The sequence below is a fragment of the Actinomadura spongiicola genome, assembly GCF_003432485.1.
Classification (GTDB): Bacteria; Actinomycetota; Actinomycetes; order Streptosporangiales; family Streptosporangiaceae; genus Spirillospora; species Spirillospora spongiicola.
In genome coordinates this window covers 59,772-86,560 of sequence record NZ_QVNQ01000010.1, presented here as the reverse complement: position 1 = coordinate 86,560, position 26,789 = coordinate 59,772, and the positions used below count along the sequence as shown (strand labels likewise).

The following is a 26,789-nucleotide window of genomic DNA, read 5'->3' as shown; positions in this document are numbered from 1 at the left end:
CACCCGTAGCGAACCTGTCCGTCATTCTGGTTCGTGCGGCTTGCCAAGGTCGACCGCCGAGCCGGTGTTCATGCGTAGCCACTCCTGGAGAATGCGATAGTCGTCCTCGGTGAGGCCCCTGCTCGGGTTGACGCGGTGAAGGAGGGCCGGGCCGGGATGATGTGCGGATACCCAGGCACGGTCTCTGTCGGTGAGCTCGTCGTCTATCCAGGCGAATGAGCGTCCGGCCGCCCAGGCGACGAGGGTGCGGGTCTTCCAATGCAAGCCGTCACGTTCGTCGTGCATTTCGGTCTCCGGCGCGTTCGGCCAGGTCACTGTCACCAACCTGGGCAGACCGAGGCGTGGTGAGACGCACTCGTTCGCGTCGTCCAGCCAACTGGTGGCCCAGACCAGTTCGCAGCGGAGCGCCAGCAGACGGGTCCCGTGCTCGGGATTGATCCTGTCCAGGAGCGGATTCGCCTCGGTCTGCGGCGACGAGACCGCCTGGTAGGTCGGATAGTGATGTGATGCGGCCCCGAAGGGGATGAGGGGACCGTCAACGTCGAGGAAGAGCAGCGGACCCTGTGCGGCTTCGGTCACGGATGCACGATATCGACGGACGTCCCAGTGGGGTGCGCGGTAGTGGCCATCGCGCGGGACCCGTTTGTGCGAGGCCAGGTCCGGACGACGGCGACGACGCCGAGCACGCCAAGGGGGCGCCGCAACCCGAACCAGATGAGGTGGGCCGTGTGCGTCACCGCCCCGCGAGCGACGCGCCTGTTCGGTAGGTGGCTCGTGCGGCCTGGACGTCGTCCGCGTGCTCGCCGATCCAGGTCATCAGTCCGTGGAGCAGGTGTGTCAGGCCGTCGCCGAGTTCGGTGAGCCGGTAGCTGACCGCCGGGGGTGTCGACGGGTGCACCGTACGGGCGATCAGGCCGTCCTCCACCAGCGTGCGGAGGGTCTGGGACAGCATCTTCTCGCTGATGGCCTCGATTCTGGCGCGCAGCTCTGAGAACCGCAGTGGCCCGTCACGCAGTCCGGTCAGGATCAATGTGGCCCATCGGCTGGTGACATGCTCGAGGACGGCGCGCGCCGGGCAGTCGACATGAAATGCGTCACTCATCTCTTTGGTCGCCCTCTTCTCATCTGGAAACCACCCGGAACCTCATGGGCTTACCTAAAGGTATGTACTTTCCAAAAGTTAGCAGCCTCCGTACGTTCATCGAGCACGCAGCCCTCGACACGGAGGAAGCACATGAACCCGACCGCATTGATCACCGGTGCGAGCCGTGGAATCGGCGCAGCGACCGCGGCCCGCCTGGGCAGGCGCGGATACCACGTGATCGTCAATTACCACCGCAACGAGAGCGCGGCGCGAGCGGTGGTCGCCGATATCGAGTCGGCGGGTGGTACGGCCGAGGCCGTGCGGGCCGATGTCCGCGACCCGGCCGAGGTCGCCGACCTCATCGCCACCGGGACCCGGATCGACCTGCTCGTCTGCAACGCCAACATCGCCCCCACCTTCGCCCCGCCGAGCGCGATGAGCTGGACGGACTTCTCGGACAAGGTCATAGGCGAACTTGCGGCCGTCTTCCACATCACCCAGCGAGCCCTGGAGTTGATGCGTGAGCAGCGGTCAGGACAGATCGTCTACGTTTCGAGCGTGCTCGCCAACACGATCATGCCGGGCGCGCTCTCGCAGGCCACCGCGAAAGCGGCCCTCAACACCTTCGCCCGCCAGGTCGCGGCCGAGGCGGGCCGCCACGGGATCACCGTCAACACCGTCGCTCCCGGCCTGGTCAACACCGAGGCGACCCGCGCGATCCGCGATTCGGAACGCGACACATTCATCGCCGAGAACTCCGTCCTCGGTCGGATCACCGAACCCGACGACGTCGCGGCACTCATCGTCACGCTCACCGACGAAGGATTCCGCGCCGTCTCCGGCGCTCACATCTTCGTCGACGGCGGCCACCAACTAATAAAGGCCTAGCGCCTACGCAGAAGCGTTGTTCGTGACGCCGTGCCCGAGTGGCAGAGGCGGAGGAGCGTAGTCAGCGTGACCGGGCTGGGCGTGGTCAGGTTGTGCGTGTGGATCGCCGTGCTGTCCGCCTGACCGGGGCTGTAGGCGGCGCCTGAGATCTGCCCATCCCGGTTCGACTCCGGACCGCGCCCCTCAAGTTAAAAGGTGAAAGGAAACAGAACGAAATCAACATTGACATTGTTTGGTAATCGGAATTAGTCTGACCGTGGATTCCTGGCGCCAGGATCATCGCGGCTGTACCGGCCACCGGCACGGCCTTCGCTCACGCCTGGCCTGGAGTGCTGCCCAATGATGAATTCCGGACGCACGATGCTCGTGGCCCTGAGTGCCACTCTCGTCCTGCCCTGCCCGGCCTCCACCGCGGCATCCGCCGACCCGCTCCCGCCCGGGGAGATGACCCTGGAGGTGAGGCAGTACTCCGGTACAGGATGCCCGCCCGGACCGGCTGCAAAAGTAAGGTTCTCCCTTAAGAAGGACCACACCGGATTCACCGTCGGGCTGGGTTCGATGGTCGCCAAGACCGGCCCCGGTTCAGCTCCAGATGACTTCCGGAAGGATTGTGACCTCTTCCTTGATTACCAGATTCCGTCGAGCCACACTTTCGCCATCAGGCCGGTGACCTACACCGTTCGTGGACAGTTGGGGTCCGATGGCTCAGCCGATCTGACATCGCGAATCTTCTTCACGGGCGATCAAGGCGTGCCGATTAGATGGGAGAGGCTCAACGGCCCGTTCAAGGGGGTCCAGCAACTTCCGCCCGCAGACACCGAACCGTGGTACAAACCGTGCGGCGAGGATCGCCTCATCCGCATCCAGACGAGTCTGCTCGTCGACAGCTCGGACAAGTCCAGGAAGAACTTCCTGGAACTGCCCAACGACGACCTCTATGAATTCGCCTGGAAAGAGTGCCCGGAGCCATCCCGACCCCGGTGAACGGCGGGCCCGGCGCCCCTCTGCCTCCAACCAGCTCAGCGTCCCCCGCACTGATTCTCATGCCCAACGACGAATCGCCACGAAGGCCAGGACCCGACGACTCGATGCCGTCGGTGCCCTGGCGTGGTGGACACCCTCCTGTTGTTCGACGCGATCGAGGACGTCCGGGACGCGCCCCGCCCCTTGAGACGTCCTGGCCGACGTCGAGGCGTTCCCGGGATGTCTTCGCCAGCGCAACTCATCTCACAACAGTCCTGTGGCCGCCCATCCCTTCGCCGACCAAACGCAACGCCGGTGCCCCTAACAGTGGAGCACCGGCGCTTTCGCTCGATATCTGGCGTGAATCACGCTCAGGAATCCGAGTGAGACGCGATCGGTCGAACGCCAAGACGCTCGCGTAACGCAGCCCCCGGCGAGACTCCATTCGCAACTGCCGGCCCCCGGGCAGCAATGGAGTCCACGCCCGCGCTAACGCGAATCACAAGCCGATCAACGCATGCCTAGTACCGGCAGCGGGTGGTGATCGGATTTACGTCTGTGACGTTGTTTGCGTAGATCCAACCATGTGGAGCCGCGCCTCCGACGCTGACGTAGTACCACAGGTTGTTCGAATTACTGTAGTCGTAGCACCAGCCGCCGAGTCGCGTGCCTTTGCGGAGCGTTGCGGTCACGCTTTGGCAACCTGCGCCGGGACCGTTCCTGAGCCAGATCTCCTTATCGACGGTGGCACCGCCAGGGCCATTGGTATAGGGGGAAACGTCGCAGTTCAGATTGATGTTCGATGGTGTCCGGTTCGGCGGTTGGTCACTCTCGATCGACGGTAAGTTCTCCGATCTGGAGAGCGAGGCGTTCGCCGGGACGGCGGACGCCACCAGACCGAGTCCTGCGACGGTGAGGGTGATGGTGAGAGCTTGCATGGACTTTCGTGCCACTTTTCCTCCCATGTGAGTTTGGGCATTTAAGGGGAGTGTGGCAAACGGCGGCTGGGCGTGTCGTTGTCGAGGAGTGCACTCTGTGTGGGGCACAGTGCACTCAGCCGGTGGCACTGTGGACGGTCTGGCGGAACTCACCGGGTGTCATGCCGTAGGCGGTGCGGAAGATGCGAGTGAAGTGGGCGCGGTCGATGATTCCCCAGCGAGCGGCGATGGCGTGCACGGGGCGTGCGGCCAGTAGGGGGTCGGCGAGATCGCGGTGGCAGCGTTGTAGCCGTTGGCGCCGGATCCAGGCGCCTATGGTCATATCCTCGGATTCGAAGAGCTTGTAGAGGTAGCGGACCGATATGCGATGAGCTGCGGCGATGGCGGCCGGTGAGAGGTTGGGATCGGCGAGCTGTTGATCGATGAAGTGATAGATCTCGGCCAGCAGCACCTTCCGCCTGGTGGCATTGTTGACGGTGTTCTCGATGTCCAGCCGGTGGGCAAAGGCGGCCGCGGTCAAGTCGAGGGTGGTCTTGGCCAGTGCCGACCGGTCCGCGTTGGTGTAGGTATCGGCTTGGCGCAGCACCTGCTGTAGATGGCTCAGCAGTACCGCCCCCAGCCCGGTTCGCACGTCCAGCGAGCCCGGGATCATGTCGTCGATCGCACGAGTGGGCAGCCGTAGCGCGGTACGAGGAAAACCGACCATCAGTACCCGCCCGTACCGGGATTCCTGCCAGCCTTCCGCGGGGCGATGGGTGTCCAGAAGCACGGACTGCCCGGGTTCGAGCATCGATCGGTGATCCTTCGTGGCTATCCCGATGGTTCCATGGAGTACGAAGAAGAGCTCATAGCGCTCGGTGTCACCCGACCGGATCAGTTTGGCCGTGCGAAACGACTGCATCGGCGCGCCCTTCAGCTGCGAGATCTGTACCTCGCCCAGGTTCACGGCGTCCAGGGAAGCATGAAAGTCGGCAACCTTCGGGTTGCGGAGGTAGCAAGGAACTTGCGTACTCAGCGCCACGTCGTACCAGTACGGAAAGCGATCAGTCGGAGGCAGATCGTCGGTTGTCAAACGAAGCGTCGTCATGATTGCACTCCTGGTGTAGAGCGGCTCTTCGGAGATGCTCTATACACCAAAGCAGAACCACCAGTTCACTGACCAGAACTTGCCGCCCCCAACCGCAATTGGTGAGTGTCAAACCACCGCTCCGGCCACCAGACCGGTGCCCCACCCGCCGCTCTCACGCTGTGATCAGTTGCGATTCGTAGGATTCACCAGGGACGCGATCACGAATGCGCCCGCCATCCACCCGCACCGACGCCCCTTTCGCCCGAATAGACAAGCAGCCCGAGCAGGTCACCACCACCTGCCCCCACCCACAAGGCTGAGCTGGGCAGAGACGTCTCCAGAACGAGCCGCACCCGCCAAGAAGGTGATGGTCTCAGGCGCAGCGGCCACCTCAACGCAGGCCTCGCCGAACTCGCCCCGTTGCCTGAGCGAGGAGAGCCCCGAAGGCGTTGGGAGTCAGGGTGATTCGTGGACCAAGAGCAACCTTGCTGTCTCGTATGGCGATGGCGCCGGGAGCGCGGCAACCTCGACGCATTCGCCTCCGGTCTCGCCGCTGTAGCTGGACTGCCGCCATGTGGTCACGGCTTGCTCCGTCAAAGGTCCAGCTTGCCCTGTTTCGCCTGGGTGTAGAGGTTGGTGAAGGCTGCGGGGGTGAGGGTGAGGTGGGGACTGTGGGGGGCCTTGCTGTCGCGGATGCCGATGCCGGTGGGGAGTTGCGCGAGTTCCACGCAATCTTCGTTGGTGCCCTCTGGGCTTCGGCTGCTTTTGCGCCACGCAGGCGGAAGCGTCATCTTAGTTTCTCCATCGCGTCTCTGAGCGTCACCCGCGACAACTCCACGGGAAGGGCTACGGCACCGATCCGGTCGAACCTGTTACGCAGGCTTGCCACCTCTTCAGAGTCCAACTCTAGTCGGCCCCCGTTGGGGGCTACAAGGAATCCGATCTCCCCCTCCTTGACCTTTAGTACCTTGAACGGTCCGTCCAGTCCCTCGTTGGCTCCTGCACCGTTTGGAACGATGCGCAAGATCACGTTCGGAAGCTGTGAAAGTTGGAGCAGGTAGGCGATCTGCTCACGCATCGTGTGGGGGCCGCCTACGTGCGGGCCTAGCGCCGTCTCCGCCAACAAGACCCAGACTTCGGGCGCGTCCGGCTTGTGCAAGATCGCTTGACGTGCCATGCGAGCCTCGACGGCCTTTCCCAGGTTCTTAGGTCGACCAGCCATGAGCAGTGCACGCGCGTACTCGGGCGTCTGGAACATTGCGGGGATCACCTGGCCGTCGTACATGCGGATTTCGGAGGAGCGCTCCTCGAAGCCGAGGTAGTTCTTGTTCCAGTTGGGATCGTGTCCCAACCGGGCAAACCACAACAGAATCCCGAACAGGCCGCCTGTACTCCACTTCGCGTCCAAGATCGCAGCTTCGCTCTCCTTGAGTTGTGATTCGCCGCTCTCGAGTCTGGAAATCGAGGAGCGGGATCGGTTGAGCCAGCGCGCGACGATGTCGCCGGTCTGGCCGTGCTGTGTGCGGAAAAACCGCAGGTAGAACGCGATGGTCGCCCAGAGGTTGAGTCTCGGGTCAGGTGGCTCGTTGACGTTCATCCTGCTGACGCCCCTCTCATTCGACTTCCGGGTCTTTCACGGAATAGCGACAAGCTAGCTCACTGGCGCCACGCTTGTTCGAAGAATGCAAAGAAAGGAGGAGGGGGAAATGGTGGCGAAAGTGGTGCAGGCGGGCGAGTTGGACATTTCTTGTCGGGCGGACGTGACCGTGCCGGGGATGGTGCGGTCGTTGGTGGGGTTCCGGCTTGCGGAGTGGGGGCTGGAGCGGGTCGCCGGGGATGTGCTTCTGGTTGCCGGTGAATTGGTCGCCAATGCGGTGCAAAGTGCGCTGGACCGGGAAATCTGGGTCAAGCTCACTCGGGAGGCCGGGGCCGTCGTGGTGGCGGTGTGGGATCCCAGCGAGGGGATGCCGGTGGCGCGACCGGTCGTGGAGATGACCCTCGACGACGTGGATGGCGACGCCTGGGCGTTGGAGCCGGGATGTGAGGAAGGTGGGCGTGGGCTTCAGATCGTCCAGGCGCTCGCGTCCGGCTGCGGGGTCAAGGTGACGCCGCCGGTCGGGAAGTGGGTGTGGGCGGCGGTCGCGTGTTGAGCCGGTGGTGGACGTGGCGGAGGCGGAGGACCGCCGTGCGGTACCTGGACGTGCTGGCGCTCGCGGTCAGAGTGCGCGGGTGGCGGTGCGTGAAGTTGTACGGGCGCGAGTTCCCCAGGCCGCTGCTCTGGGTGTACGCGAGCGGCGTCGCCGACGATGTCGGAATCGTCGTCGACGTGCGGGTCTGTGCCCGGGGGCTCTGGGGCTATTACGACGTGCGGAAGGCCGCCTACCTGTGTCCGTGCGGGGACGCCAGGGCGGCGGCGGAGCAGATCGACCTACTCCTCAAGGGCCGCATGTACCCGTCCACCTGGTAGTCGCCAGAAGAGGTCGAGGACGATCGGGCCTGACCAAGGCTGGACGATCAATGGTGATGCTCTTCTGCGTAGCGGTCTGTGCCGAGGATGACCACGGGTGACCGTGGATGACAGCGGGAGAAACGGGCAGCCCACCACATCCTTCGCCTGGCAAGGGCTGATGCCCTCCAGGCCCTGCTCCGGAGAAAGGACATCTCTTTCGGCGATCATCTCTCATTCAGGTTCGATCCGGTGGGGAGGATGGGGGAGATATTGAAGGCTGACTGGGAGAGGTCCCCACTGGGTGCCGGTGATGATGCCGACCCAGGTGTCTTCGCTGGCCGGTATCTAGCCGGGTGACCCGCCAGGCCCGGCGTATCGGCACCTGTCTCCGGCCTGGGCGCGAACCGGCCCGATGAGGGCACCGAGAACCTTGCGCGCGCCACGGGAAGCACGCCCGCCCCACAAGCACACCCCACCCCTCCCTGAACGGACGCCTCCGGCCGGACCATGTCGCGTCCACCGACCGCTGCGGGCCAGAATTCAGGCGCCGGAGGAAATCCGCCGCCTTTTCCTGTAATGCGCGGGCTGCGGCGATCACGGTTGGTGTAAAAATCATCACCACGCGTCACCTGATACGCTCCTTTACAGCCACAGTCAAACCTGTGAAGATCAGTTTCTGGCATTCGCCTAGGCCAGTTAGAGGAGCGCGCCTGGACGACGCGCGTCCAAAGGAGGAACGAGGCCATGAAAGGCTCCCGTAAGGCTGCCATCACCATCGGAGGCGCCGCCGTCATTTTGATCGGCAGCGCCACCACGGCGTCCGCGCACGCGGCGCCCATCACCGGTGTCTTTGGAGCGGTCACCATCACATCCCACGCCCACGGCGTGTACACCGTGCACGTCACTCAACAAGCCTTAGTCTCGGTGCTCGCCCCGCCATCGACGTCACCGTCCGTTGCGCAAGAGTTCGTCAAGGACGGTGGCACCTTCACCTGCCCCTCTCAATACGCCTGCGCCGCCCTGCCCGGTTCGAGCGGCGCCCACGTTTTCAAGTTCTACAAATACGGCAGCTACTCGCTGAGCTACTGGCTCGGTAAGGGAAGCTTCGCCAACAACCAGGTGGACGGTGCGGCGGCACGATACGACAACGTCGAAGGCAGCCAGGTCGGTTGTGTCCCGGCGGGGATCCTGCGGAACGGAATCGACTGGTATCCCATCTGGCGCATCAGACTCACCGCGGCCCGCTGCTGACTCCGCCCGCCCTTCATTGGCGCTTGGACGCTCACCCACCGCGCGGCGGTGAGTGCCCCGACTCGCCCAGACCCGAGCCCGCCAAGTCACCCAAATGGGTGGGTACTTCGCGGTGATCAGGGGAGGCGGGTGGTGGTCGTGGGTTTGCCGAGGGCGCTGCCCTTGGTCCACTTGGTGAAGGGGAGTTGCCAGTAGCCCCAGCCGTTCCACCAGGTGAGGGGGCGTTTGGTTCCCGTGATGGTGACGATGTCGCCGCGGTAGGACCAGTCGTAGAACCATTTCGCGTCGGCGGACGGGGAGCGGACGCAGCCGTGGCTGCAGTTGCGGCGGCCCAGGCAGGACGGGTCGTCCATGTTCTGGTGGATGTACTCGCCGCTGTTGGAGATGCGGGTCGCCCACGGGACCTGTTCGTCGTACCAGCCGGGGTCGCCCTTCTTCTTGCCGGGCGGGCGCATGCGTTCCAGGCGGCTGCGGTCCATGGTGAGGTGGACGCCGCTGGTGGTGATCAGGTGGTCGACGCCGTCGCGCTGGACGTCGCCGCCCTTGCCGAGGCTGACCGGCCAGGTGCGGATGACGCGGCCGTTCTTCTTGACGACCGCGCGGTGGGTCTTGGCGCTGATGTTGACGGTGTGGGAGTCGCCGATCCGGAAGGTGCGGGTGACGTCGCGGTCACCGAAGACGTTGTCGCCGATCTTCAGGCCCGCGTAATGGACGGTGACGGTGACCTTCTGGTGCGGCTTCCACGGGCGGGCGGGGCGGAAGACCACCGAGGGGAGGCCGTTGAAGGACTCTCCGGCGGAGAGCCAGCGCCAGGAGCCCTCGGTGGGTGTTGTCGAGGAGATCTCGATGCTGCGCTCGACGGCGGCCCTGGCCTTGTCGGGGACGGCCTTGGTGAACTGGACGAAGACCGGCATTCCGGTGCCGACGGTCTCGTTCTGGCTCGGGACCACGTTGTTGATCCGGGTGGCGGCCGTGGCGCGGCTGGTGCGGAACGCGCTGGTCGCCGTGGTGGTCTTGCCGGTGGGGGACGTCGCGGTGGCCGACACCTCGTAGGAGCCGCCGGGTTTCAGGGTCCAGGTGGAGCGCCAGGTGGTCTTGTCGTCGGACAGGGCGCCGGGGACGTCGGCTCCCTTCGATTTCACCGAGACCCGGCCGAGTGTTCCGCCGGACGCCTTGACCGTCACGCCGGTGTCGGGACGGGCCTTGCCGTCGCCGTTCGCGGGGGTGATCGTCACCTGTGGGGTGCCCTCGTCGCCGCCCTTCGTGGTCGTCCCCCCGCCGCCGCCGCCGTCGCCGCCGCCTCCGCCGCATGCCGTCGCCAGCCCCAGGACCAGCGCCATCGCCAACGCCTTGCCTCGCACCGCTCTCCCTCGTCAGCCCGCCGGGCCCGCGCCCCGGCAACAAGATCGCTTACGGAACGGGCCTGGTGTTCCGGCCCGCTCGGTGGCGGGGCGGGCGGGTCGACACGTCCGATGGGGTCCATTGTCCCGCGAAGGGCGACCTCGGGGGACCGGTTCGGCGATCTGTCGCGCTTCGTGTCGGGCGTTCGGCGGAAAACAGCGGAATTCCGGCGTAGGTGGAAATGCCGCTGAGGGTGGGTGTTGGCTTTGGCGCGGTGATGGTGTTTTCCGGAGGTGTTTCCGCAGGCCGGGGGCCCGGTCTTGATCTTCTATTCAAGATTGGGAAGGCGGCGGTCAAAAGCGGCGATCCGCGTGCGGGGGCGCGCGATGCTGGATTGTGGCCGCCGTGCCGGTCCTTGTCGGAGCACCTGGTGAAAGGCGGGAAGTCCGACGCTTCGCGGCGGTCGAGTTCATTTGTGGTCCTGGCGGAGTCCGGGTTCCTCCCCGGCTTCAACGCCGGGGCATCCTGGTGAAGGGACGCGCGATGAGTACCCAGGGGCTGAGTCCCTCCATCGACTCCGGTGCGTCCGATCTCACCTCCGGCGCCGCGGTCGTCGCGCCGGTCGTTCCCTATCGCGGGGCGGGCGCGCGGGCGCTGGGCGTGCTTGGCCCGGCGTGCGTCGCCGTGGCGGACGGCTGGGCGATGGCGGTCGCGGTGGCGGCGCTGCGGCCGGTGCCGGGCGCGGTGCTCCCGGGCGCGGCGGCAGTGGCGATCATCGTGTGCAACGCGGCCGGTGGGCTGTACCGGGTGCGCCGGAGCCCGTCGCTGCTGGCCGACGCGCCGCGGGTGCTCGTTCGCACGGCGGGCGTGGGCGCGGCGGTGCTGTTGCTGGGCGCGGTTCGGGACGCGGCCGTCGCCTGGTTGTGGATCATGGTGGTGGCCGGGGGGTCGGCGCTCGGTGTCCGGGCGTTCGTGAACGCGGCGGTCAGGACGTACCGGTTTCGCCGGTCGTGGGCGCGGCCCGTGCTGGTCGTCGGGACCGGTGGGACGTCCGCCCAGCTCGTGGGGATCTTGCGGGATCGCGGGGAGTTCGGGCTCGCCGCGGTCGGGCAGGTGGCGGCCGGGGTTCAAGGGGAGCCCGTGGCGCCGCTGCTCGGGGAGACCGCCGATCTGCCCGCGCTTGTCGAGCGGCATGGGGTCGATGTGCTGGTCGTGGTCGCGGAGGACGTCCAGCCGGAGCAGTTGGGAACGGTCCTGCACGTCTCGTTCGGGTTGCCGTGCGAGACGCTGCTCGTCCGGCCGCCGTCGGACATGGTGCCGGTGCCGACGCCGCGGCGGGAACAGCTCGCCGGGCTGACCTGCGCGCGGGTCGGGTGGGGGCTGCGGGAGCCGTCCGCCAGGTTCGCGAAGCGGCTGCTCGACGTGGTGGTCGGGTCGTTGCTGGTTCTGCTGGCTTCGCCGGTGTTGGTGGCGTGTGCCGTCGCGGTGCGGTCGGACGGCCCGGGTGTGCTGTTCCGGCAGCGGCGCGTCGGGCTCGGCGGCAAGGAGTTCGTCCTGTTGAAGTTCCGGACGTTGCGGCCGGTCGACGAGAGCGAGTCCGACACCCGCTGGACGGTCGACGGAGAACGCGTCGGAAAGGTCGGGCGATTCCTGCGGGCCACGTCGCTGGACGAGCTTCCGCAACTGTGGAACGTCATTCGCGGCGATATGAGCCTGGTCGGGCCGCGTCCGGAAAGGCCGCATTTCGTGGAGCAGTTCTCCCGGACGTGCCCCGGATACTCGCTGCGGCACCGGGTGCCCGCCGGGTTGACGGGATGGGCGCAGATCCACGGGTTCCGGGGCGACACGTCCATCGAGCTGCGCGCCCGGCTCGACAACCACTACATCGACCACTGGACGTTCACCGGCGACCTGAAGATCCTGCTGCTGACCGTCCGGGCGATGATCCTCCGGGACGCGGGATGACGGTCTCCGCGCTCCCCCTCCCCTGGCGGCTGGTCAGCTTCCGGCGGCCGAGCTGGCTTGTCGCCGCGGCCGTGATCAGCGTCGGGGTGCCGCCCGGTTCGGAGTCGTTCGGCCCGGGTGTGCAGGTCACGTTCGGGGACGTCGCCAGCGCCGGGCTGGTGCTGGCCGCCGCGTTCCTGCTGGCCACCAGGCGGGTCGTGTTGCCGCGTGCCGCGTTCCTGGCGTTCGGGCCGCTGGTGGCCGGGCTCGGGATCAGCACGGTGTGCTCCGCCGACATCGCGTCCAGCCTGCCCGGGTTCGTCCGCGACTTACAGATCTTCGTGCTGGTGCCGCTGGCCGTCGTCGTGCTCGTCCGGGACCGCCGCGACCTCACGATCGTCTGCGCGTCGCTGCTCGGGCTCGGGCTCGGGGAGGCCGCGTACGGGATCTGGCAGTCGGCCACCGGGAACGGCGCGTCGATGGGCGGCCAGACCGTCCGGGCGGTGGGGACGTTCGGGTCGCTGGACGTCATGGCCATGTCGATCGTGGTCGGGTTCGCGTTTCTGGTGCTGACCGCGTTCGCGATGGCCGCCCCCGGACGCGGCGTCGTCACCGTCGTGGCCGCGCTCGCCGGGCTCGGGGTGCTCGCCGTCGCGCTGGCGGTCGCGTTGAGCCGCGGCACCTGGCTCGCGCTCGGCGCCGCCGCCGTCCTCGCCCTGGTCCTGTTCGACCGGTGGACGGCCGTCAAGGTGCTGACGTGCTGCGCGGCGCTGCTGTTCGTGATGGTCACCGTCGCGGGCGGCGGGTCGCAGACCGTCGTGGACCGGTCGAAGTCCCTGGTCGGCTCGATTCACGAGCCGGACCGGTCGGTGACCGACCGCTACCACCTCTGGGGCGCCGCCGTCCGGATATGGGAGGACAATTCCCTCACCGGGGTCGGGGTGAAGAACTTCCCGGCCTACCGCGACGCCTACGCGGGCATCGAACTGTCGTCGGGCAGCGAGACCGCCGACGCCGCGAACGGGTACGTCCGGCAGCCGCTCCTGTCGCCGCACAACGAGTACCTGCTGTTCCTGGCCGAGCAGGGCGTGGTCGGTCTCGCCGGGCTCCTGGCGCTGGTCGGTGTGCTGGTCGCCGGGCTGTGGCGGCGGCGCCGCGCCCGCGATCCGCTGTGGCTCGCGAGCGTCGCGCTGGTGACGTTCCTGCTGGTCAACTTTCTGTACGCCGATCTGGGCGGGCCGACATGCGCGCTCGTCGCGATCGTCCTCGGGACGGTGGCGGCACGGGCTTTCGGGACGGTGCGCGCATGACGTCGATCGGACGGGCCGCCGCGCTGTCCGGGGTGCTGATCGCCGCCGGGACCGGCCTCGGGTTCGCCCGCGACCTGACGGTGGCGCACCTGTTCGGCGCCGACGGCGGCACGGACGCGTTCCTCGTCGCCTGGACGATCCCCGAGACCGCCTCCCCGCTGCTCATCGAGGACGCGATGGCCCTGCTCATGGTGCCGCTCGTCACGCGGCTCCTCGCGAGGGGCGACGGGCTGCGTCCGCTCATCGGCACGGTGGTGCCGCGCATGGTCCTGGGACTGTCGCTGGTCACGGTCACGCTGATGGTGGCCGCGCCCGTCCTGGTGGACGTTCTCGCCCCCGGCCTGACCGAGCGGGGCCCGGCCGTCCAGGGCGTCCGGCTGACGGCGATCACCGTGCTGACGTTCGGTGTCGCGGGGTTCATGAGCGCCGCGCTGCGCGCCCACCACAGGTTCGGGCCGCCCGCCGCGATCTACCTCGCGTACAACGTGGGCGTGCTCGCCGTGATCGGCGGGCTGTCCGGCGTCGTCGGGATCACCAGCATCATGATCGGCGTCGCCTGCGGCAGCTTTCTGATGATCGCGGTTCAGGCGCCCGCGTTCCTGCGCTGCCTGCGCGCCTCCCCCCGCGAAGCCCCTCACGAACGCGGCACACCGGACACGGCCGAGGTGTGGATGGGCCTCGCGGCCGTCGCGCCCGTCGTCGTCTACACGGTCACCCGGCAGGCGCAGGTGTTCGTCGAGCGGTTCCTCGGCTCCGGGCTGGCCGCCGGGTCGATCTCCCACCTGAACTACGCGCAGAAGGTCGCGCAGGTGCCGATGATCCTGTCGCTGCTGATCGTGACGGTGACGTTCCCCCGGCTCGCGCGGGCCTCGGCGGACGGCGACACCCGGCTCGTCGCCCGCCGGATCCAGCGGGACCTCGTGGTCGCGAGCGCGATGGTGCTGGCCGCGACGGCGTTCCTCATCGCGTTCGCGCCCGCCATCGTCAGGGTGCTGTTCGAGCACGGGGAGTTCACGTCCGCCGACACCGACAGCACCGCGTCGATCATGCGCGTCTACGCGCTCGGGCTGTGGGGGCAGTCGGCCGTCGGGCTCGCCGCGCGGGCGTTCTTCGCGCAGCGGAGACCGACATGGCGGCCCGCGCTGGTGCTGGGCCTGGGCCTCGCCGTCACGGCCGTGATCGGCGGCGTGTTCGTCGCGTCCGCCGGGACGCGAGCGCTGGCCGCCGCCAACGCCGCCGGGATCACGCTCGCCGCCGTCCTGCTGCTGGCCGGGCTGCGCACGGGCGTCGCGCCGATCTCGCTGCGCCGGGTCGGCGTGGACGTGTCCCGGCTCGTGCTCGCGGCCGCCGGGGCGTGCTGTGTCGGCGCGTTCACCGCCGCGCTGTTCGACGGCGGCGCGGTCGTGGAACTCGCCGTGGGCGGGGTGGTGACAGGGGCGGCTTTCGTGGTGCTGACCGTCCTGATCGCACCCGACCTTCTCATCGCTTCATTTCGTCGTGGCAGAACCGAATCGGGGGAGAGCAGTGAGCCAGCCGACCGAACCGACAAGAGTGACGGCGCCGGCGCGTCCGGCGGAGGAGATCCGGCCGGTGCCGCTGGTGCTGATGTACCACTCGGTCGACCATTTCGATGAGGACCCGCACCTGGTGACGGTGTCGCCCGCGCGGTTCGCGCGGCAGATGGCGTGGTTGCGGGCGAAGGAACTGCGCGGTGTCGGCATGCGCGAGTACCTGGACGCGCACACCGCCGGACGGGCACGCGGCCTCGTCGGGCTGACGTTCGACGACGGCTACGCCGACTTCGCGACCCGGGCCCTCCCGGTGCTGCTGCGGTACGGGTTCGGCGCGACGGTGTTCGTCGTCACCGGACGGATCGGCACCTACAACGCGTGGGACGACGGCCCCCGCAAACCGCTCATGACGGCCGACCAGATCCGCACCGTCGCGGACGCGGGCATCGAGGTCGCGTCGCACGGACGGCACCACGTCTCCCTGCCCGGCACGGACGACACCGAGCTGCGCGAGGAACTGGAGGAGAGCCGCGCCGCCCTGGAGGAGCTGGTCGAGGGGCCCGTCACCGGGTTCGCCTACCCCTACGGGCACGCCACGCCCCGGGAGGTGGCGGCGGTGCGGGCCGCCGGATACGACTACGCCTGCGACATCAGCCCCGACGAACCGCAGCGGCACGCGCTGCCCCGCACCTATGTCGGCGACCGGGACGGGCCGCTGCGGCTCCGGGCGAAGGTCGTCCGGCACGAGCTGCGGCACCGGAGCCGTGTGTGACCCGGGTCCTGCACGTGATCACCGGGCTGGAGCGCGGCGGCGCGGAACGGCAGCTCGCGCTGCTGCTGCGCCATCTTCCCGTCGCGTGCGAGGTCGCGGTGCTGACGCGGGCGGGGACGGTCGGCGCGGAGATCCGGCGGGCGGGCGTGACCGTCCACGAGATCGGGATGCGCGGGAACCGGGACCTCGCGGCGCTGCCCCGGCTGGTGCGGCTGATCAGGCGGGGACGGTACGACGTCGTCCACACCCACCTGTACCGGGCGTGTGTGTACGGCAGGGTCGCGGCCCGGCTGGCGGGGACGTCCCGCGTCGTCGCGACCGAGCATTCGCTGGGCGACGGCCACATCGAGGGACGTGCCACGACGCGCGGCGTCCGCGTGCTGTACCGGGCGACCGAGCGGTTCGGGTCGGTGACCGTCGCCGTGTCGCCGACCGTCGCGGCCCGGCTGCGCGGCTGGGGCGTGCGGCCCGGCCGGATCGTCGTGATCCCGAACGGCGTCGACCCCGCCGAGTTCGCGTTCGACGCCGGAAGGCGCGCCGCCACGCGTCAGCGGCTCGGCATCGCGCAGGACGAACCGGTCGTCGGCGTTGCCGGACGGCTCGTCCCCACGAAACGGTTCGACCTGGCCGTCGAGGCGGTCGCCAGGCTGGACGGCGTCCGGCTGCTGGTCGCCGGGAGAGGCCCGATGCGGGACCCGCTCGAACGGCTCGCGCGGGCCCTCGGCGTCGCCGACCGGGTGACCTTCGCCGGTGACATGCCGGACATGCCGGGCGCGCTGGCCGCGATGGACGTGCTCGCCGCGCCGTCCGTCCAGGAGAGCTTCGGGCTCGGGGTCGTGGAGGCGCTCGCCGCCGGGCTGCCCGTCCGCTACACGGCCTGCCCGGCCCTCGACGACCTCCCGCCCGGCGAGGCCCCGGACGCCCGGCGCCTGCCCACCGACGTGCGGGCCTGGACCGTGGAACTCCGGCGGGTCCTGGAGTCGGCGGCGAACCGGGACAGGGCGCTCGTGCCACCGGTCGTCGGCCGCTACGCCATCGCCGAGCAGGCCGCCCGGCTCGCCCGGCTCTACCGGGCCGAGACGCCCGAGGCCGTTCCGACACGAGAAAGGGCTCATGATGCCGCCACTTGATGGCAGAGGGGGGAGGCGCGGCGCGCTCGCCGCGACGCTGCGCCGGTTCGGGGTGTCGATCGCGTTCGTCCTGGCCGGGCTCCTCGGCGGGCTCGGGTACGCGCTGTTCGCGCCCACCACCTACACCGCGAACGCGTTCGTGCTGGTCGTGGAGGAGACCGGCGACGGGCGGACCGCCCCCGCCGCCGTGAGCTTCGCGCAGGCGTACGGGCGGCTCGCGCCGCTGCCGGAGACGCTCCGGTACTCCACGCGCCCGCTCCCGAAGGTCAAGAAGGGCTCGACGCGCCGGCACGTCCGCGCGTCCACGTCGCCGGACACGCCGCTGATCCGGCTCACCGGCAGCGCGCGGACGTCCCGGGACGCCGCCGGGTTCGCCAACGCCGCCGCCGACGCGCTCGTCCGGTACGGGACGACCCACCGCGCCGAAACAGGGGTCCGGGTCACGCTGATGAGCCTCGCGGTGCCGCCGTCGTCGCCGACGTCGCCGAACCTGCCGCTCGGTCTCGCAGTCGGCACCGCGTCGGGCGTGCTGCTCGCCGGGCTGAGCGCCGCCGTGCTGAGCGGACGGCGACGTCCACGCGACGGAACCGGCGCGGACCGGCCCGAGTCAGCGCGCCGGCTCGTGGAGGTCGGGTCGTGACGGCCGTCGTGCCCGCCGCCCGGCTCGCCCCTTCGGCGGTCGACTGGACGGCGGAGGTCCACCGCGACGAACAGTCGCTCATCGGCGCGGCCGACGAACTGCGCGACCTGTACGACCGCAGCCCCGCCGCGACGCCGTTCCAGACGTACGAGTGGCTCAAGGCGTGGTGGGGCTGGTACGGGACACGTGGGCGGCTCCGGCTCGTCCTGGTCCGGTGCCGGGGACGGCTCGTCGCGGCGGCGCCGCTGATGGCGGGCGTCCGGCACGGGTTCCCGGTCCTGGTGCCGCTCGCGGCGGAGCAGAGCGACTTCACCGACTTCCTCCTCGATCCCGTGTACGCGGACGGCGCCGTCCGGCACCTCGTCAGAGCGCTGCTGGACGAGCGCGGAACGTGCGCCGTCGACCTGCGCGAGGTCCGTCCCGGGTCGGCGGCGCACCTGGTGGCGGCGCGGTGGCCGCACCGGGCGTGGCGGCTGCCGTCGTCGATGTGCCTGGAACTGCCCGTCGACGGCATCGACGACATCCTCGACCGGCTGCCGCGCCGCTCCGCCGGGAAGATGCGCGCCAAACTCCGCAAGATCGACGCGCAGGGCCTCACGGTGGAGTCCGTTCCGCCGGACGGGGTCGCGGACGCCGTCCACGCGCTACTGGACCTGCACGTTCGGCAGTGGCAGGGCCGCCCCATCAACCCCGAGCACACGCGGGAACGGTTCGGCCGCCACCTCGCCGAGGCCGCGAGCGGGATGGTCCGCGACGGGCGCGCCGCCGTCCTCCAGTACCGGTCGCGGGGCCGGCTCGTCGCCAGCGACCTCGTCCTGATCGGGCACCGCCACGTCGGCGCGTACCTGTACGGCGCGGTCCCCGACCTGCGCTCCCGCGTGGACGTCTCGCTGATGCTGCTGCGCGAGGACCTCGGCATCGCGCGGGAACGGCACCGGCAGGGTGTCAGCCTGCTGCGCGGCGTCGAACCGTACAAGCTGAAATGGCGGCCGGACTTCGTGCAGAACCAGCGGATCATCCTCGGGCGGTCGGCGTCGGCCGCCGCGTTCGCCGGTCTCGCTCGGACCCGGGCGCGCCTGTCCGAGCGGCGGCGGGCGGGCCATGGCCGACACGGCTGACACGGCTCAGGCGGACGCCGGGGCACCGGTTCGGGTGCTGCACGTCAGCCAGCCGAACGCGGGCGGGGTCGCCGTCTACGTCGGGCAGGTGGCCGGTGACCAGCGCGGACGCGGCTGGAACGTGGCGGTCGCCTGCCCGCCGGGCGGGGACCTGCCCGCGCGGTGCGCGGCGGCGGGCGTGCCGTGGTTCCCCTGGCAGGCCGGACGCGCCCCCGGGCCCCGGACCCCTCTGGAGGCGCTCGGCCTGCGTCGCCTCGTGCGGGGCTTCGAACCGGACGTCGTCCACCTGCACTCCTCGAAGGCGGGCCTCGCGGGACGGCTGCTCGGCCGTCCCGGCGGCACGCCCACGATCTTCCAGCCGCACGGTTGGTCATGGCTCGCCGCCACCGGACGCCAGCGCGCCCTCAGCCTCCGGTGGGAGCGGGCGGCGGCGCGGTGGACCGACGCGCTCGTGTGCGTCGGGGTCGGGGAGTTGAGCGCGGGGACGCTCGCGGGCGTGCGCGGGCCGTTCCGGGTCGTCCGCAACGGCGTCGACCGCCGCCGGTTCCGGCCCGCCGACGGCGCCGCCCGCCTCGCCGCCCGAACCCGGCTCGGGGTGCCCGCCGCCGTGCCGCTCGCCGTCTGCGTCGGCCGGGTGACCAGGCAGAAGGGCCAGGACGTCCTCGTCGCGGCCTGGCCGGAGGTCACGGCGCGGTGCCCGTCCGCGCGGCTCGCGATCGTCGGCGGCGGCGAGGACCTCGACGCGCTGCGCCGCGACCCCGTGGCGGGCGTGCTGCTCGTCCCGGCCGTGCGGGATCCGCGCGACTGGCTGGCGGCGGCGAACGTCATCGTCCTGCCGTCCCGGTGGGAGGGGCTGCCGCTGACCGCGCTGGAGGCCCTCGCCACCGGACGCCCCCTCGTCGGGACGGACATTCCCGGCATCGCGGAGGTCGTGCGGCCCGGGGTCGGCGCGCTCGTGCCCGTGGACGATCCCGCCGCGCTCGCCGCGGAGGTCGCCGCGCGGCTCCTCGTCCCCGGGGTCGCGGAGCGGGAGGGCCGGGAGGCGGCCGCCGCTGCCGCCGCCTACGACCTCTCCCGGACGATGGCGCACCTGGCCGACGTCACCCGCGACGTCGCCGCGCCCGGTCTCGCCGGGCCGCCGGTGGAACCCCGCCCGGACGGTCATGGCATGCCCGAGGAACGCCCACCGGCAATTCCCCGGCGAATGCGACAATAACGGGAAGGAATGGACGCGCCCGATGCTTTTGTTGTCCACGCCTTTTTCTCGGTTTGGGAAAGGACGTCTGTTGGAATGGATGATCGCGGCTCGGACTTGTATCGTAAGTCCTTGGGCGTCCTCGGCGAATATTTCGGCCCTGCCGGACGACGATAGAATTCATTGACAAGGAAGGTCGCCGTGCCACGTCATCATCCGCTGGAACGGAACCGCTGACCGCATGTTCCTCGACACGCACGTCCCGTCCACGACGCGGCTCGACCCCGGCCTTCCCGTCCTGCTGCTGCGCACCGACCGCAACGTCTTCCACCACGGGACGCTCGGGGTGATCCGGAGCCTCGGACGCGCCGGAGTGCCGGTGCACGCCATCCTGGAAGGACGCGCGAACCCCTCGTCCCGGTCCCGCTACCTGCATCGCGGGCATCCGTGGGCGCCGCCCGCCGCCCGTCCCGCCGCGCTGCTCAGCCATCTGCGGATGATCGGCGAGCGGGTCGGCGGCCCGGCGCTGCTCGTACCGATGGACGACGCCGGAGCGATCTTCATCGCCGAGCACGCGGACGCGCTGACGCCCCGCTTCGTCGTCCCCTACCAGGACCCGGAGGTCCCGCGCCGCGTCGCCGACAAGTCGTCGCTGGTGGCGGCGTGCGCCCGGTACGGCGTCCAGTGCCCGCGAAGCCTGACGCCCACCTCCGCCCACGAGGTGGAGGAGGCGGCGGCCGAGCTCGGCCTGCCGCTGATCGCCAAGTGGGCGCGGCCGTGGCGGCTCCGCCCCGGCCTGCGCAGCACCACGCTCGTGCGGACGCTCGGCGAGGCGCAACGGCTGTTCGCCGCGACCCGCGACCGCGACCCGGACGGCGACGCGGGCCCGCTGATCCTGCAACGGCGCGTCCCGCCCGCCGGGGGCGACTGGTTCTTCCAGGGCTACTTCGACGAGTCCCTCGACTGCCTGTTCGGCGCGACCGGACGCAAGCACCTCGCGTTCCCGCCGCAGGCCGGGCACACCGTCGCCGGGGAATGGGTCGCCAACCCCGAACTCGAACGGCTCGCGGTGCGGATCGTCCGGCTCCTCGGCTGCCGCGGGCTCGTCGACCTCGACTTCCGGCGGGACGTCGACGACGGCGGCTACCACCTGCTCGACTTCAACCCGCGGATCGGGGCGCAGTTCCGCCTGTTCACCGACCGGAACGGCCTCGACCTCGTCCGCGCCCTGCACCTCGACCAGTCGGGGCGCCGCGTCCCCGACGTCAGCCCGGCCACCGGCCGCAACCTGCTGGTGGAGAACCACTATCTCCGGCACTCCGCGGCCCGCCCCCTGCGCGTGACGGCGCGTCCGCTGCGCGAGACCCTCCGCCCGCTGCGCGAGGCCGACGAGCTCGCCTGGTACGCCGGTGACGACCTGCCGCCCTTCCTCGCGATGGGACGGCAGAGCGTGATCCGCGCCGTCGGAAGGCTCCGAACCACGTAAACACCACACTTCACGGGGGGAACGAACATGAACGACTCGGCTTGCGACGTCGTCATCGCGGGCGCCGGACCCTACGGGCTGTCCACGGCCGCGTACCTCCAGAACCTCGGCCTCGACGTCCGGATCATCGGACGACCGATGCGGTTCTGGGACGAGAACATGCCGGAGGGCATGTACCTGAAGTCTGAGCCGTTCGCGTCCAATCTCGGCGCGCCGCAGCGCGGCATGGGCTTCACCGACCGGCACCCCGACTGGGGCCTCGGCCGGCCGATCCCCCTCGACACGTTCGTGGCCTACGGGCGCTGGTTCGCGTCCGTGGTGATCCCCGGCACCGAGGACGCGCAGGTCGTGAACATCGAAGGCGCCCGCCGGGACGGCTACGTCGTCACGCTCTCCACCGGCGAGACGATCGCGACGCCGATCGTCGTGGTCGCCGTCGGCGTCGGACCGTTCGCCCACATTCCCGATGAACTGTCCGGGCTGCCGTCCTGGCTGGTCTCGCACAGCAGCGCCCACCGGGACCTCGGCCTGTTCGCGGGCAAGGAGGTCGCGGTGATCGGCGCCGGGCAGTCCGCGCTGGAGACGGCGGTGCTGCTCGCCGACGCTGGCGCGTACCCGCACGTCATCGCCCGCCGCGCCGAACTCGACTGGAACACGGTGCCGGAGCAGTCGCGGTCACCGCTGGAACTGCTGCGCGGCGGGCCCCGGTCGGGGCTCGGGACCGGGTACCGGACGTGGCTGTGGGCGGAGCGTCCCGGGCTCGTCCGGTACCTGCCGGAGCGGACGCGGCGGCGGATCGTTCGGGAGACGCTCCCGCCCGCGGGCGCCTGGTGGTTGCGCGACCGGCTGGACGACCGCGTCCGCGTCTCCACCGGCCGTTGCGTGGTGAAGGCGGCCGGGCGGGACGACGGCGTCGCCCTCACCACCATCGACCAGGCCGGGCGCCGCGTCACGACGGAGGTGGAGCACGCCATCGCCGCCACCGGATACGTCCCGGACATCGAACGCCTCACGATGCTGTCACCGGACCTGCGGGCCCGGATCGCCACCCACTCCGGTCCGAAGGGTGGAGGGACCCGGTTCGGCGCGCCGGTGCTCAGCCGGAACTTCGAGGCGTCGACGTCCGGCCTCTACTTCGCGGGACTCGCCGCCGCGGTCACGTTCGGGCCCGTCATGCGGTTCGTCCACGGCGCCGACTTCGCGGCACGCCGGATCGCGCACCACATCATCCGCCGCACCCCGGCCGTCCGGGAGCCCGCGGGGCGGGTCGAGACCGTCCTCGAACCGGACGTCTCGCCGCGGTGAAGAATCTTCCTCCGGTGTGACGGGGGCGCGTCCGGCCGGGTGGTCGCGGCCGGGCGGAGCCGGTGGTCACTCCCAGGGCGGACGGTACCTGCGGCGTTCACGCTCGGCGCGGGCGGTGGCCAGGGACCACTGCCAGCGCGAGTACAGCGTCCAGGCGAACGTCCGGTGGCCCCGCCCACGGGTGCGCTGACCGGCGGGAACGCTGGACAGCACAATGAATTGGATCTTCGGACGGTCGGCGAACCGGCGGGGCGCGCAGCGGCGTCGTGCCGGTCGCAGCCGCGCGATCGGGGACGAGGGGTCGGGCATCGCAGCTCCTCGGGAGGGCGGTCGTCGCAACCGCCCGTCCGCCGAATGTAGCGCACTCGATACCGTACGCCATGCGGCTCGTGAACTCCGGGTGAACATTCGATGTCCACGACCCCGCCGGCGATCACTAAAACGTTGAATTACCGGCGAATCGGGCGCGCTGCTAAAGGCGCGTTCATGCCCCGGTAAATGATCCGCAGACATCCGGGGAGGCCGGACAATGGCTCCTTGATCGCGTGTTCTCCGGTGCTACGTTCATGCCGTCCGCCCCACGTGGGGCATGGCCAGAGCAGAGGAGTGGACCGGGAATGGCACCAGCACCGATCCGTACCGGGGCGATTCGCCCCGACGGTCGGACGCCGCGTGCCCAGTCCCCCGTCCCTCCTCGTTGCGTCGTCCGGCTCGTCTTCCGTCTCGCCGCCCTCGCGGGCCTCGCGTTCGTCGGGTGGGTGGCGTTCTCCGCGCTCAACGGGACCGCCCACGCCGCGCGGCACGACACGCCGGACCAGGACGCCGCGACCGCCGCGGCAGCAGTGACCCGTCACGTCGACGTCACCGACCCGATCTCCGCCGCCGAACGCGTGGCGGACCGGGCGGTCGGCGACCGTCCCGTCCAGCGGCTCTCCGACCAGGTCGGAGAGCTCGGAGACGAACCCCTGCGGTACCTGCGGGACCGGCAGCGGGCCGTCCTCGACGGCAAGGACCAGGTCGTCCGCGACTTGGAGAGGCTGACCGACGCGGCCGGGGTTCCGCTCGTGCGGCTCCCGGACGTGCGGCGCGCGCCCGTCGTCGGGGTGGTGAGCGGTGTCGTCCGCGAGGACGTGCCACCTTCGCCGTCCGTGGTGGTCGAGGCGCCGACCCGGCAGCGCGAACGGTCGACGCGGGGGCCCGAGAAGGCCGTGGCGGGCGATGTCGCCCATGCTCGCGCCGATCTCGGTGCCGCCCCTTCCAGGACGTCCGCCGACGACGCGGACGAGTCGGACTCCGGCGACTGCGCCGGATGCCGCGGTGACCAGCGCGATCCCGTGCTGCCCAAGGGCCAGAGCGAGCCGGGCGGCGGCTCCGGTGGAGGGCACCAGCTCTCGCCGATCGCCGACCTGATGACCAGCGGCCGGTACCCGGCGGTGCCCGCCGCGCTGGACCCGAACACGTTCCACCGCACGGCGCTGACCGACGTGTCCGCGCCCGGCGGCCCTTCCGTCGTCCCTGACTAGGACCGCCGTCCCCTGACCGGGGGCGTGTCCCGGACGGCCCGCGCGATCTTCGGCGCCGCCCGTCCCTGCGGATTTCCACGATCTTTCCTCGATGGGCAACGGCCATGCCCGGCCGGCTGCCCGCTGCGCCCACCCGGACGGTGCCGCGCAGCGATCACACCGAAAACGACGAACACGACAGGAGCCAGAAAACCATGCGTTTGTGGACAAGGAACACCGGCCGCGTCGCCCTCATCGCCGTGGGCGCCCTCACCGCCGGAGCCGCCTTCGGCCCCGGCGCCGTCGCCGCCACGCGGTCCGGCGACATCGGCGCGCTCGGCACCGCGATCGCCGAGCCGGCGAGCGGGGCCAGGGCCGACAACGCCCGCCACGGCGACGGCGGGGACATGAAGACCTCCGGGATGTTCTCCATCCTCGGCGGCAACCAGATCAACGCGCCGGTCAGCATTCCGGTGGACGTGTGCGGCAACGCGATCGCGGTCCTCGGCATCGCGGCGGCCAAGTGCAAGGGCGGGGCGTCCGTGAAGCGCCTCGCCTCCGGCGACCCGAACATGGAGACCTCGGGGATGTTCTCCATCCTCGGCGGCAACCAGATCAACGCGCCGATCAGCGTCCCGGTGGACGTGTGCGGCAACGCGATCGCGGTCCTCGGCATCGCGGCGGCGAAGTGCAAGGGCGGGGCGTCGGTCAAGAGCGGGGAGCCGAAGCTGCCGCCCACGCCGCGGACGCCGCCGAAGAAGAAGCCGTACAAGCCGTCCAAGCACCGCCCCGGCGCCGGGCACACGAAGCTGCCGTCGACGATGCGGTCGCAGCAGAACTCGCGGCTGGCGCGTCCGGCCGCCATCGGCGCGGCGCCCGACTACCGGAAGGCGGACGGCCTGCCCGTCGTGCGGACCTTCCTGGAGTCGCTCAACCGGACCGCCCGGGTTCGCGGCGTGGACATCAAGCCCAAGAAGGTCGGCAAGGTCGGCACCCAGGTCCTGAGGTGAACCGGCGTCGGCGCGGGTGACGATCCGCCGCCGACCTGACGCGGAGAAGGGGCGGCAGACGTGCCGCCCCTTCCCTTTCCGCCAGAACCCGAGAATCTCGATGGAAGTGGACCATGCTCGATCGCAAGTCACTCCTCGCGGCCGCCGTCGCCGTCTGCTGCGCCCTGACCGTGACCGTCGTTCCGCACGCCCACGCCGAACCCCGGACGCAAGCCCGGACGCCCGTCCAGGCGCGGGCGCGGACCGGGGCGGTGATCGCTCACCTGTGGATCAAGCGGATACGGCTGAACACCACGGTGAGGACGGGCGTGGGCGAGTCGGTGCTGCGGCGCGGCGTCGGGCGCCATCCGGGGACGGCCCGTCCGGGACAGGAAGGCAACACGGTGCTTCTCGGCCACCGGACGACCTGGCACCGCCCGTTCAACCAGCTCGACAGGATGAGGCGCGGCGACAGGATCGTCCTGCGCGTCGGCCGCACGTCCTACGTCTACCGGATGCGGAGCAGGCACGTCATCGATCCGCGGAAGCGAAGCGTCCTCGAACCCGTGCCGTTCCGGCCGCGCAGCGCGCCCCACGGCCGGTACGTCACGCTCATCACCTGCACCCCGAAGGGCTCGGACCGGTGGCGGCTCGTCGTCGTCGGCACACTCGACCGTTGACCTGTTGACCTGTGACCTTTTGACCCGCTGCCCGCTGCCCGACGCCGCCGCTCAGCGTCCGCCGTACAGGGCGATCAGACCGGCGTGGTCGCCGCGGCCGAGCGTGGCGGGCCCGTTGTCGCAGGCCGCGACGGACGGCGCCATCGTCAGGTCGGAGTGCCTCGACCCCGCGACATGGGCCAGGCCGAACACATGCCCCGCCTCGTGCGTCGCGACCGCCTCGACCGAGAAGCTCCCGGGACGGCACGTCCCGCCGGTCCACCACCGCTTTCCGTGCTGCTGGAGCGCCATGTCCGACTCCAGCGTCCGGGACCCGCTGTACCAGATGCAGGTCGCCGCGAGGATGTTGCCGTTCGCGCCGGTCATGGACCTCCACCCGAACGTGTTGACGCGGTCCCGCTGAGCGCAGGTGGCGGTGTCGGTGACGTTGGGGCCGGTGGCCGACTGCCCGACATAGCGCCCGCCCACGTTCGGCGGCGGCGTGAACCTGCGCCGGCTCGTGCAGTCGGTGGCGCCGTTGACCATGTTGGCGACGCCCTCGGCGATGACGGAGCTCGGCAGCCCGGTCGTGCCCGGGTGGTATCTCCACGGGACGGCGCTGCCCGTCGCCCATTTGCTGGGTTCGAGGCTGTACGTGCCGTCCTGGCACGGGTTCAGCGGCGCCTGGGCCGCGCGAGGCCTGCCCTGGGGCACGTGCGCGCCCCGCGACGACAGGATGATCTCGCCCGCGACGCGGTTGACGCGGACGCTCAGGGCGGCGGATCCGCCGGTGCGCAGCGCGTGCGCGACCAGGGAGCTTCCGTCGGTGGGGACGACCGCGGTGAGCCCGTCGGCGCCGCGCACCGTCCGGCCGCGCAGATCGCACTGGGCGATCCTGATCTTCTGTGGCATCGCGCGGATGGACAGCGTCCCGCCCGGTTTGCACCAGGTGGGTGGGCGCCGGGGCCCGGTGTCGGCCGCCGTGGCGATTCCGCCCGTGGCCGTCAGCGCGCAGGCGAAAGCGGCGGTCATCACGGCCGGTACGGCCCCGACTCGGGCCGCGCGTGAGATTCCGTGCATATCAGTTCTCCGATGTGTGGGAACGTCCCTCCGCAGTCTTGCGCGTGCCGGGGAAAGAGAAACTGCCGCATTCTAAAATGATCACCATGTTGCGAGTGGCGCCATTTATGAATGGGGGAGATGTGGGTGTATTGCGGAAATGATCGAGGTGGGCGTTGCCGGTCA

The 26,789-nt window shown here is 70.1% G+C and carries 28 protein-coding genes; 18 read left to right on the top strand and 10 right to left on the bottom strand.

The annotated features are described in order from the left end of the window. Nucleotides 1-21: 21 nt before the first annotated feature. Nucleotides 22-579, bottom strand: coding sequence for an HAD domain-containing protein (locus D0T12_RS27985; RefSeq protein ID WP_117403173.1), 558 nt, complete (start codon nucleotides 577-579; stop codon nucleotides 22-24). Nucleotides 580-733: 154 nt separating this feature from the next. Further along, complete coding sequence (locus D0T12_RS27980) at nucleotides 734-1,102, bottom strand: winged helix-turn-helix transcriptional regulator (protein WP_117403171.1); 369 nt, start codon at nucleotides 1,100-1,102, stop codon at nucleotides 734-736. Nucleotides 1,103-1,234: 132 nt separating this feature from the next. Here D0T12_RS27980 and D0T12_RS27975 point away from each other — a divergent pair, with 132 nt between their 5' ends. Both D0T12_RS27975 and D0T12_RS27970 read left to right on the top strand, forming a co-directional pair. Then, nucleotides 1,235-1,972 carry an SDR family oxidoreductase gene (locus D0T12_RS27975; RefSeq protein WP_117403169.1) on the top strand — a complete coding sequence of 246 codons (738 nt, stop codon included), beginning with the start codon at nucleotides 1,235-1,237 and terminating at the stop codon, nucleotides 1,970-1,972. Nucleotides 1,973-2,416: 444 nt separating this feature from the next. Then, a complete protein-coding gene (locus tag D0T12_RS27970) occupies nucleotides 2,417-2,956 on the top strand; it encodes a DUF4360 domain-containing protein (RefSeq protein ID WP_158581656.1) in 540 nt (179 codons plus the stop codon). 500 nt (nucleotides 2,957-3,456) lie between these two features. Here D0T12_RS27970 and D0T12_RS35015 read toward each other — a convergent pair whose 3' ends face one another. The 5 genes from D0T12_RS35015 to D0T12_RS27950 all read right to left on the bottom strand — a co-directional run bounded on the left by D0T12_RS35015 (nucleotide 3,457) and on the right by D0T12_RS27950 (nucleotide 6,539). Beyond that, nucleotides 3,457-3,888, bottom strand: a complete 432-nt coding sequence (locus tag D0T12_RS35015) for a hypothetical protein (RefSeq protein WP_147339660.1) — start codon at nucleotides 3,886-3,888, stop codon at nucleotides 3,457-3,459. Between the two features lie 100 nt (nucleotides 3,889-3,988). Beyond that, a complete protein-coding gene (locus tag D0T12_RS27965) occupies nucleotides 3,989-4,960 on the bottom strand; it encodes an AraC-like ligand-binding domain-containing protein (protein ID WP_117403159.1) in 972 nt (323 codons plus the stop codon). A 438-nt stretch (nucleotides 4,961-5,398) separates the two neighbouring features. Next, nucleotides 5,399-5,524 (bottom strand): DUF397 domain-containing protein, encoded by a 126-nt coding sequence (locus D0T12_RS27960; RefSeq protein ID WP_325050847.1) that lies wholly within the window; start codon nucleotides 5,522-5,524, stop codon nucleotides 5,399-5,401. 11 nt (nucleotides 5,525-5,535) lie between these two features. Beyond that, nucleotides 5,536-5,733, bottom strand: a complete 198-nt coding sequence (locus D0T12_RS27955) for a DUF397 domain-containing protein (protein WP_117403157.1) — start codon at nucleotides 5,731-5,733, stop codon at nucleotides 5,536-5,538. After that, nucleotides 5,730-6,539 carry a DUF5753 domain-containing protein gene (locus tag D0T12_RS27950; RefSeq protein ID WP_117403151.1) on the bottom strand — a complete coding sequence of 270 codons (810 nt, stop codon included), beginning with the start codon at nucleotides 6,537-6,539 and terminating at the stop codon, nucleotides 5,730-5,732. Before D0T12_RS27950 ends, D0T12_RS27955 begins: the two co-directional genes overlap by 4 nt. A 109-nt stretch (nucleotides 6,540-6,648) precedes the next feature. Between D0T12_RS27950 and D0T12_RS27945 the strand changes: the two genes are divergently transcribed. The 3 genes from D0T12_RS27945 (at nucleotide 6,649) to D0T12_RS27935 (ending at nucleotide 8,642) form a co-directional block, all read left to right on the top strand. Continuing rightward, entirely contained in the window at nucleotides 6,649-7,092 is a 444-nt protein-coding gene (locus tag D0T12_RS27945; protein ID WP_158581655.1) for an ATP-binding protein, read from the top strand. A 35-nt stretch (nucleotides 7,093-7,127) separates the two neighbouring features. After that, nucleotides 7,128-7,409 (top strand): hypothetical protein, encoded by a 282-nt coding sequence (locus tag D0T12_RS27940; RefSeq protein WP_147339659.1) that lies wholly within the window; start codon nucleotides 7,128-7,130, stop codon nucleotides 7,407-7,409. Between the two features lie 726 nt (nucleotides 7,410-8,135). Further along, on the top strand, nucleotides 8,136-8,642 hold the full coding sequence (locus D0T12_RS27935) for a hypothetical protein (RefSeq protein WP_117403137.1): 507 nt from the start codon (nucleotides 8,136-8,138) through the stop codon (nucleotides 8,640-8,642). Nucleotides 8,643-8,758: 116 nt separating this feature from the next. On the opposite strand, the gene D0T12_RS27930 is transcribed toward D0T12_RS27935, so the two are convergent. After that, nucleotides 8,759-10,003, bottom strand: a complete 1,245-nt coding sequence (locus tag D0T12_RS27930) for a L,D-transpeptidase (RefSeq protein ID WP_233526327.1) — start codon at nucleotides 10,001-10,003, stop codon at nucleotides 8,759-8,761. 523 nt (nucleotides 10,004-10,526) lie between these two features. On the opposite strand from D0T12_RS27930, the gene D0T12_RS27925 reads away from it, so the two are divergent. The 10 genes from D0T12_RS27925 (at nucleotide 10,527) to D0T12_RS27880 (ending at nucleotide 22,394) form a co-directional block, all read left to right on the top strand. Next, the gene (locus tag D0T12_RS27925) at nucleotides 10,527-11,948 is read left to right on the top strand and encodes a sugar transferase (RefSeq protein WP_117403131.1); all 1,422 of its coding nucleotides are present in this window, start codon (nucleotides 10,527-10,529) and stop codon (nucleotides 11,946-11,948) included. Further along, nucleotides 11,945-13,237: an O-antigen ligase family protein gene (locus tag D0T12_RS27920; RefSeq protein WP_117403129.1), complete on the top strand. Its 1,293-nt coding sequence runs from the start codon at nucleotides 11,945-11,947 to the stop codon at nucleotides 13,235-13,237. Before D0T12_RS27925 ends, D0T12_RS27920 begins: the two co-directional genes overlap by 4 nt. After that, entirely contained in the window at nucleotides 13,234-14,871 is a 1,638-nt protein-coding gene (locus D0T12_RS27915) for a lipid II flippase MurJ (RefSeq protein WP_233526326.1), read from the top strand. Before D0T12_RS27920 ends, D0T12_RS27915 begins: the two co-directional genes overlap by 4 nt. Next, on the top strand, nucleotides 14,828-15,520 hold the full coding sequence (locus tag D0T12_RS27910) for a polysaccharide deacetylase family protein (RefSeq protein WP_233526325.1): 693 nt from the start codon (nucleotides 14,828-14,830) through the stop codon (nucleotides 15,518-15,520). The genes D0T12_RS27915 and D0T12_RS27910 overlap by 44 nt, the downstream gene beginning before the upstream one ends. Continuing rightward, nucleotides 15,517-16,650, top strand: coding sequence for a glycosyltransferase (locus tag D0T12_RS27905; RefSeq protein WP_233526324.1), 1,134 nt, complete (start codon nucleotides 15,517-15,519; stop codon nucleotides 16,648-16,650). Before D0T12_RS27910 ends, D0T12_RS27905 begins: the two co-directional genes overlap by 4 nt. Further along, nucleotides 16,634-17,290 (top strand): Wzz/FepE/Etk N-terminal domain-containing protein, encoded by a 657-nt coding sequence (locus D0T12_RS27900; RefSeq protein WP_147339658.1) that lies wholly within the window; start codon nucleotides 16,634-16,636, stop codon nucleotides 17,288-17,290. The genes D0T12_RS27905 and D0T12_RS27900 overlap by 17 nt, the downstream gene beginning before the upstream one ends. Then, a complete protein-coding gene (locus D0T12_RS27895; protein WP_117403123.1) occupies nucleotides 17,287-18,408 on the top strand; it encodes a GNAT family N-acetyltransferase in 1,122 nt (373 codons plus the stop codon). The genes D0T12_RS27900 and D0T12_RS27895 overlap by 4 nt, the downstream gene beginning before the upstream one ends. Continuing rightward, on the top strand, nucleotides 18,392-19,624 hold the full coding sequence (locus D0T12_RS27890) for a glycosyltransferase (RefSeq protein ID WP_117403122.1): 1,233 nt from the start codon (nucleotides 18,392-18,394) through the stop codon (nucleotides 19,622-19,624). The genes D0T12_RS27895 and D0T12_RS27890 overlap by 17 nt, the downstream gene beginning before the upstream one ends. A gap of 220 nt (nucleotides 19,625-19,844) precedes the next feature. Beyond that, nucleotides 19,845-21,089: a carboxylate--amine ligase gene (locus D0T12_RS27885; RefSeq protein ID WP_117403121.1), complete on the top strand. Its 1,245-nt coding sequence runs from the start codon at nucleotides 19,845-19,847 to the stop codon at nucleotides 21,087-21,089. 27 nt (nucleotides 21,090-21,116) lie between these two features. Next, nucleotides 21,117-22,394, top strand: a complete 1,278-nt coding sequence (locus D0T12_RS27880; RefSeq protein ID WP_117403120.1) for an NAD(P)-binding domain-containing protein — start codon at nucleotides 21,117-21,119, stop codon at nucleotides 22,392-22,394. A gap of 66 nt (nucleotides 22,395-22,460) precedes the next feature. Here D0T12_RS27880 and D0T12_RS27875 read toward each other — a convergent pair whose 3' ends face one another. Continuing rightward, nucleotides 22,461-22,703: a hypothetical protein gene (locus tag D0T12_RS27875; RefSeq protein WP_117403119.1), complete on the bottom strand. Its 243-nt coding sequence runs from the start codon at nucleotides 22,701-22,703 to the stop codon at nucleotides 22,461-22,463. A 308-nt stretch (nucleotides 22,704-23,011) separates the two neighbouring features. On the opposite strand from D0T12_RS27875, the gene D0T12_RS27870 reads away from it, so the two are divergent. The 3 genes from D0T12_RS27870 to D0T12_RS27860 all read left to right on the top strand — a co-directional run bounded on the left by D0T12_RS27870 (nucleotide 23,012) and on the right by D0T12_RS27860 (nucleotide 25,565). After that, complete coding sequence (locus D0T12_RS27870) at nucleotides 23,012-23,917, top strand: hypothetical protein (RefSeq protein ID WP_117403118.1); 906 nt, start codon at nucleotides 23,012-23,014, stop codon at nucleotides 23,915-23,917. Nucleotides 23,918-24,111: 194 nt separating this feature from the next. Then, entirely contained in the window at nucleotides 24,112-24,906 is a 795-nt protein-coding gene (locus D0T12_RS27865; RefSeq protein ID WP_117403117.1) for a chaplin family protein, read from the top strand. A 113-nt stretch (nucleotides 24,907-25,019) separates the two neighbouring features. Continuing rightward, nucleotides 25,020-25,565, top strand: a complete 546-nt coding sequence (locus D0T12_RS27860) for a class E sortase (protein WP_117403115.1) — start codon at nucleotides 25,020-25,022, stop codon at nucleotides 25,563-25,565. Between the two features lie 51 nt (nucleotides 25,566-25,616). On the opposite strand, the gene D0T12_RS27855 is transcribed toward D0T12_RS27860, so the two are convergent. Continuing rightward, complete coding sequence (locus D0T12_RS27855; RefSeq protein ID WP_117403113.1) at nucleotides 25,617-26,624, bottom strand: matrixin family metalloprotease; 1,008 nt, start codon at nucleotides 26,622-26,624, stop codon at nucleotides 25,617-25,619. Nucleotides 26,625-26,789: the final 165 nt, after the last annotated feature.

Bases quoted from the DNA above. Each gene is read 5' to 3' on its own strand.
- D0T12_RS27980 (WP_117403171.1), bottom strand. From the start codon at position 1,102: ATGAGTGACGCATTTCATGTCGACTGCCCGGCGCGCGCCGTCCTCGAG.
- D0T12_RS27975 (WP_117403169.1), top strand. From the start codon at position 1,235: ATGAACCCGACCGCATTGATCACCGGTGCGAGCCGTGGAATCGGCGCA.
- D0T12_RS27970 (WP_158581656.1), top strand. From the start codon at position 2,417: ATGACCCTGGAGGTGAGGCAGTACTCCGGTACAGGATGCCCGCCCGGA.
- D0T12_RS27965 (WP_117403159.1), bottom strand. From the start codon at position 4,960: ATGACGACGCTTCGTTTGACAACCGACGATCTGCCTCCGACTGATCGC.
- D0T12_RS27955 (WP_117403157.1), bottom strand. From the start codon at position 5,733: ATGACGCTTCCGCCTGCGTGGCGCAAAAGCAGCCGAAGCCCAGAGGGC.
- D0T12_RS27950 (WP_117403151.1), bottom strand. From the start codon at position 6,539: ATGAACGTCAACGAGCCACCTGACCCGAGACTCAACCTCTGGGCGACC.
- D0T12_RS27945 (WP_158581655.1), top strand. From the start codon at position 6,649: ATGGTGGCGAAAGTGGTGCAGGCGGGCGAGTTGGACATTTCTTGTCGG.
- D0T12_RS27935 (WP_117403137.1), top strand. From the start codon at position 8,136: ATGAAAGGCTCCCGTAAGGCTGCCATCACCATCGGAGGCGCCGCCGTC.
- D0T12_RS27925 (WP_117403131.1), top strand. From the start codon at position 10,527: ATGAGTACCCAGGGGCTGAGTCCCTCCATCGACTCCGGTGCGTCCGAT.
- D0T12_RS27920 (WP_117403129.1), top strand. From the start codon at position 11,945: ATGACGGTCTCCGCGCTCCCCCTCCCCTGGCGGCTGGTCAGCTTCCGG.
- D0T12_RS27915 (WP_233526326.1), top strand. From the start codon at position 13,234: ATGACGTCGATCGGACGGGCCGCCGCGCTGTCCGGGGTGCTGATCGCC.
- D0T12_RS27900 (WP_147339658.1), top strand. From the start codon at position 16,634: ATGATGCCGCCACTTGATGGCAGAGGGGGGAGGCGCGGCGCGCTCGCC.
- D0T12_RS27890 (WP_117403122.1), top strand. From the start codon at position 18,392: ATGGCCGACACGGCTGACACGGCTCAGGCGGACGCCGGGGCACCGGTT.
- D0T12_RS27885 (WP_117403121.1), top strand. From the start codon at position 19,845: ATGTTCCTCGACACGCACGTCCCGTCCACGACGCGGCTCGACCCCGGC.
- D0T12_RS27880 (WP_117403120.1), top strand. From the start codon at position 21,117: ATGAACGACTCGGCTTGCGACGTCGTCATCGCGGGCGCCGGACCCTAC.
- D0T12_RS27875 (WP_117403119.1), bottom strand. From the start codon at position 22,703: ATGCCCGACCCCTCGTCCCCGATCGCGCGGCTGCGACCGGCACGACGC.
- D0T12_RS27870 (WP_117403118.1), top strand. From the start codon at position 23,012: ATGGCACCAGCACCGATCCGTACCGGGGCGATTCGCCCCGACGGTCGG.
- D0T12_RS27865 (WP_117403117.1), top strand. From the start codon at position 24,112: ATGCGTTTGTGGACAAGGAACACCGGCCGCGTCGCCCTCATCGCCGTG.
- D0T12_RS27860 (WP_117403115.1), top strand. From the start codon at position 25,020: ATGCTCGATCGCAAGTCACTCCTCGCGGCCGCCGTCGCCGTCTGCTGC.
- D0T12_RS27855 (WP_117403113.1), bottom strand. From the start codon at position 26,624: ATGCACGGAATCTCACGCGCGGCCCGAGTCGGGGCCGTACCGGCCGTG.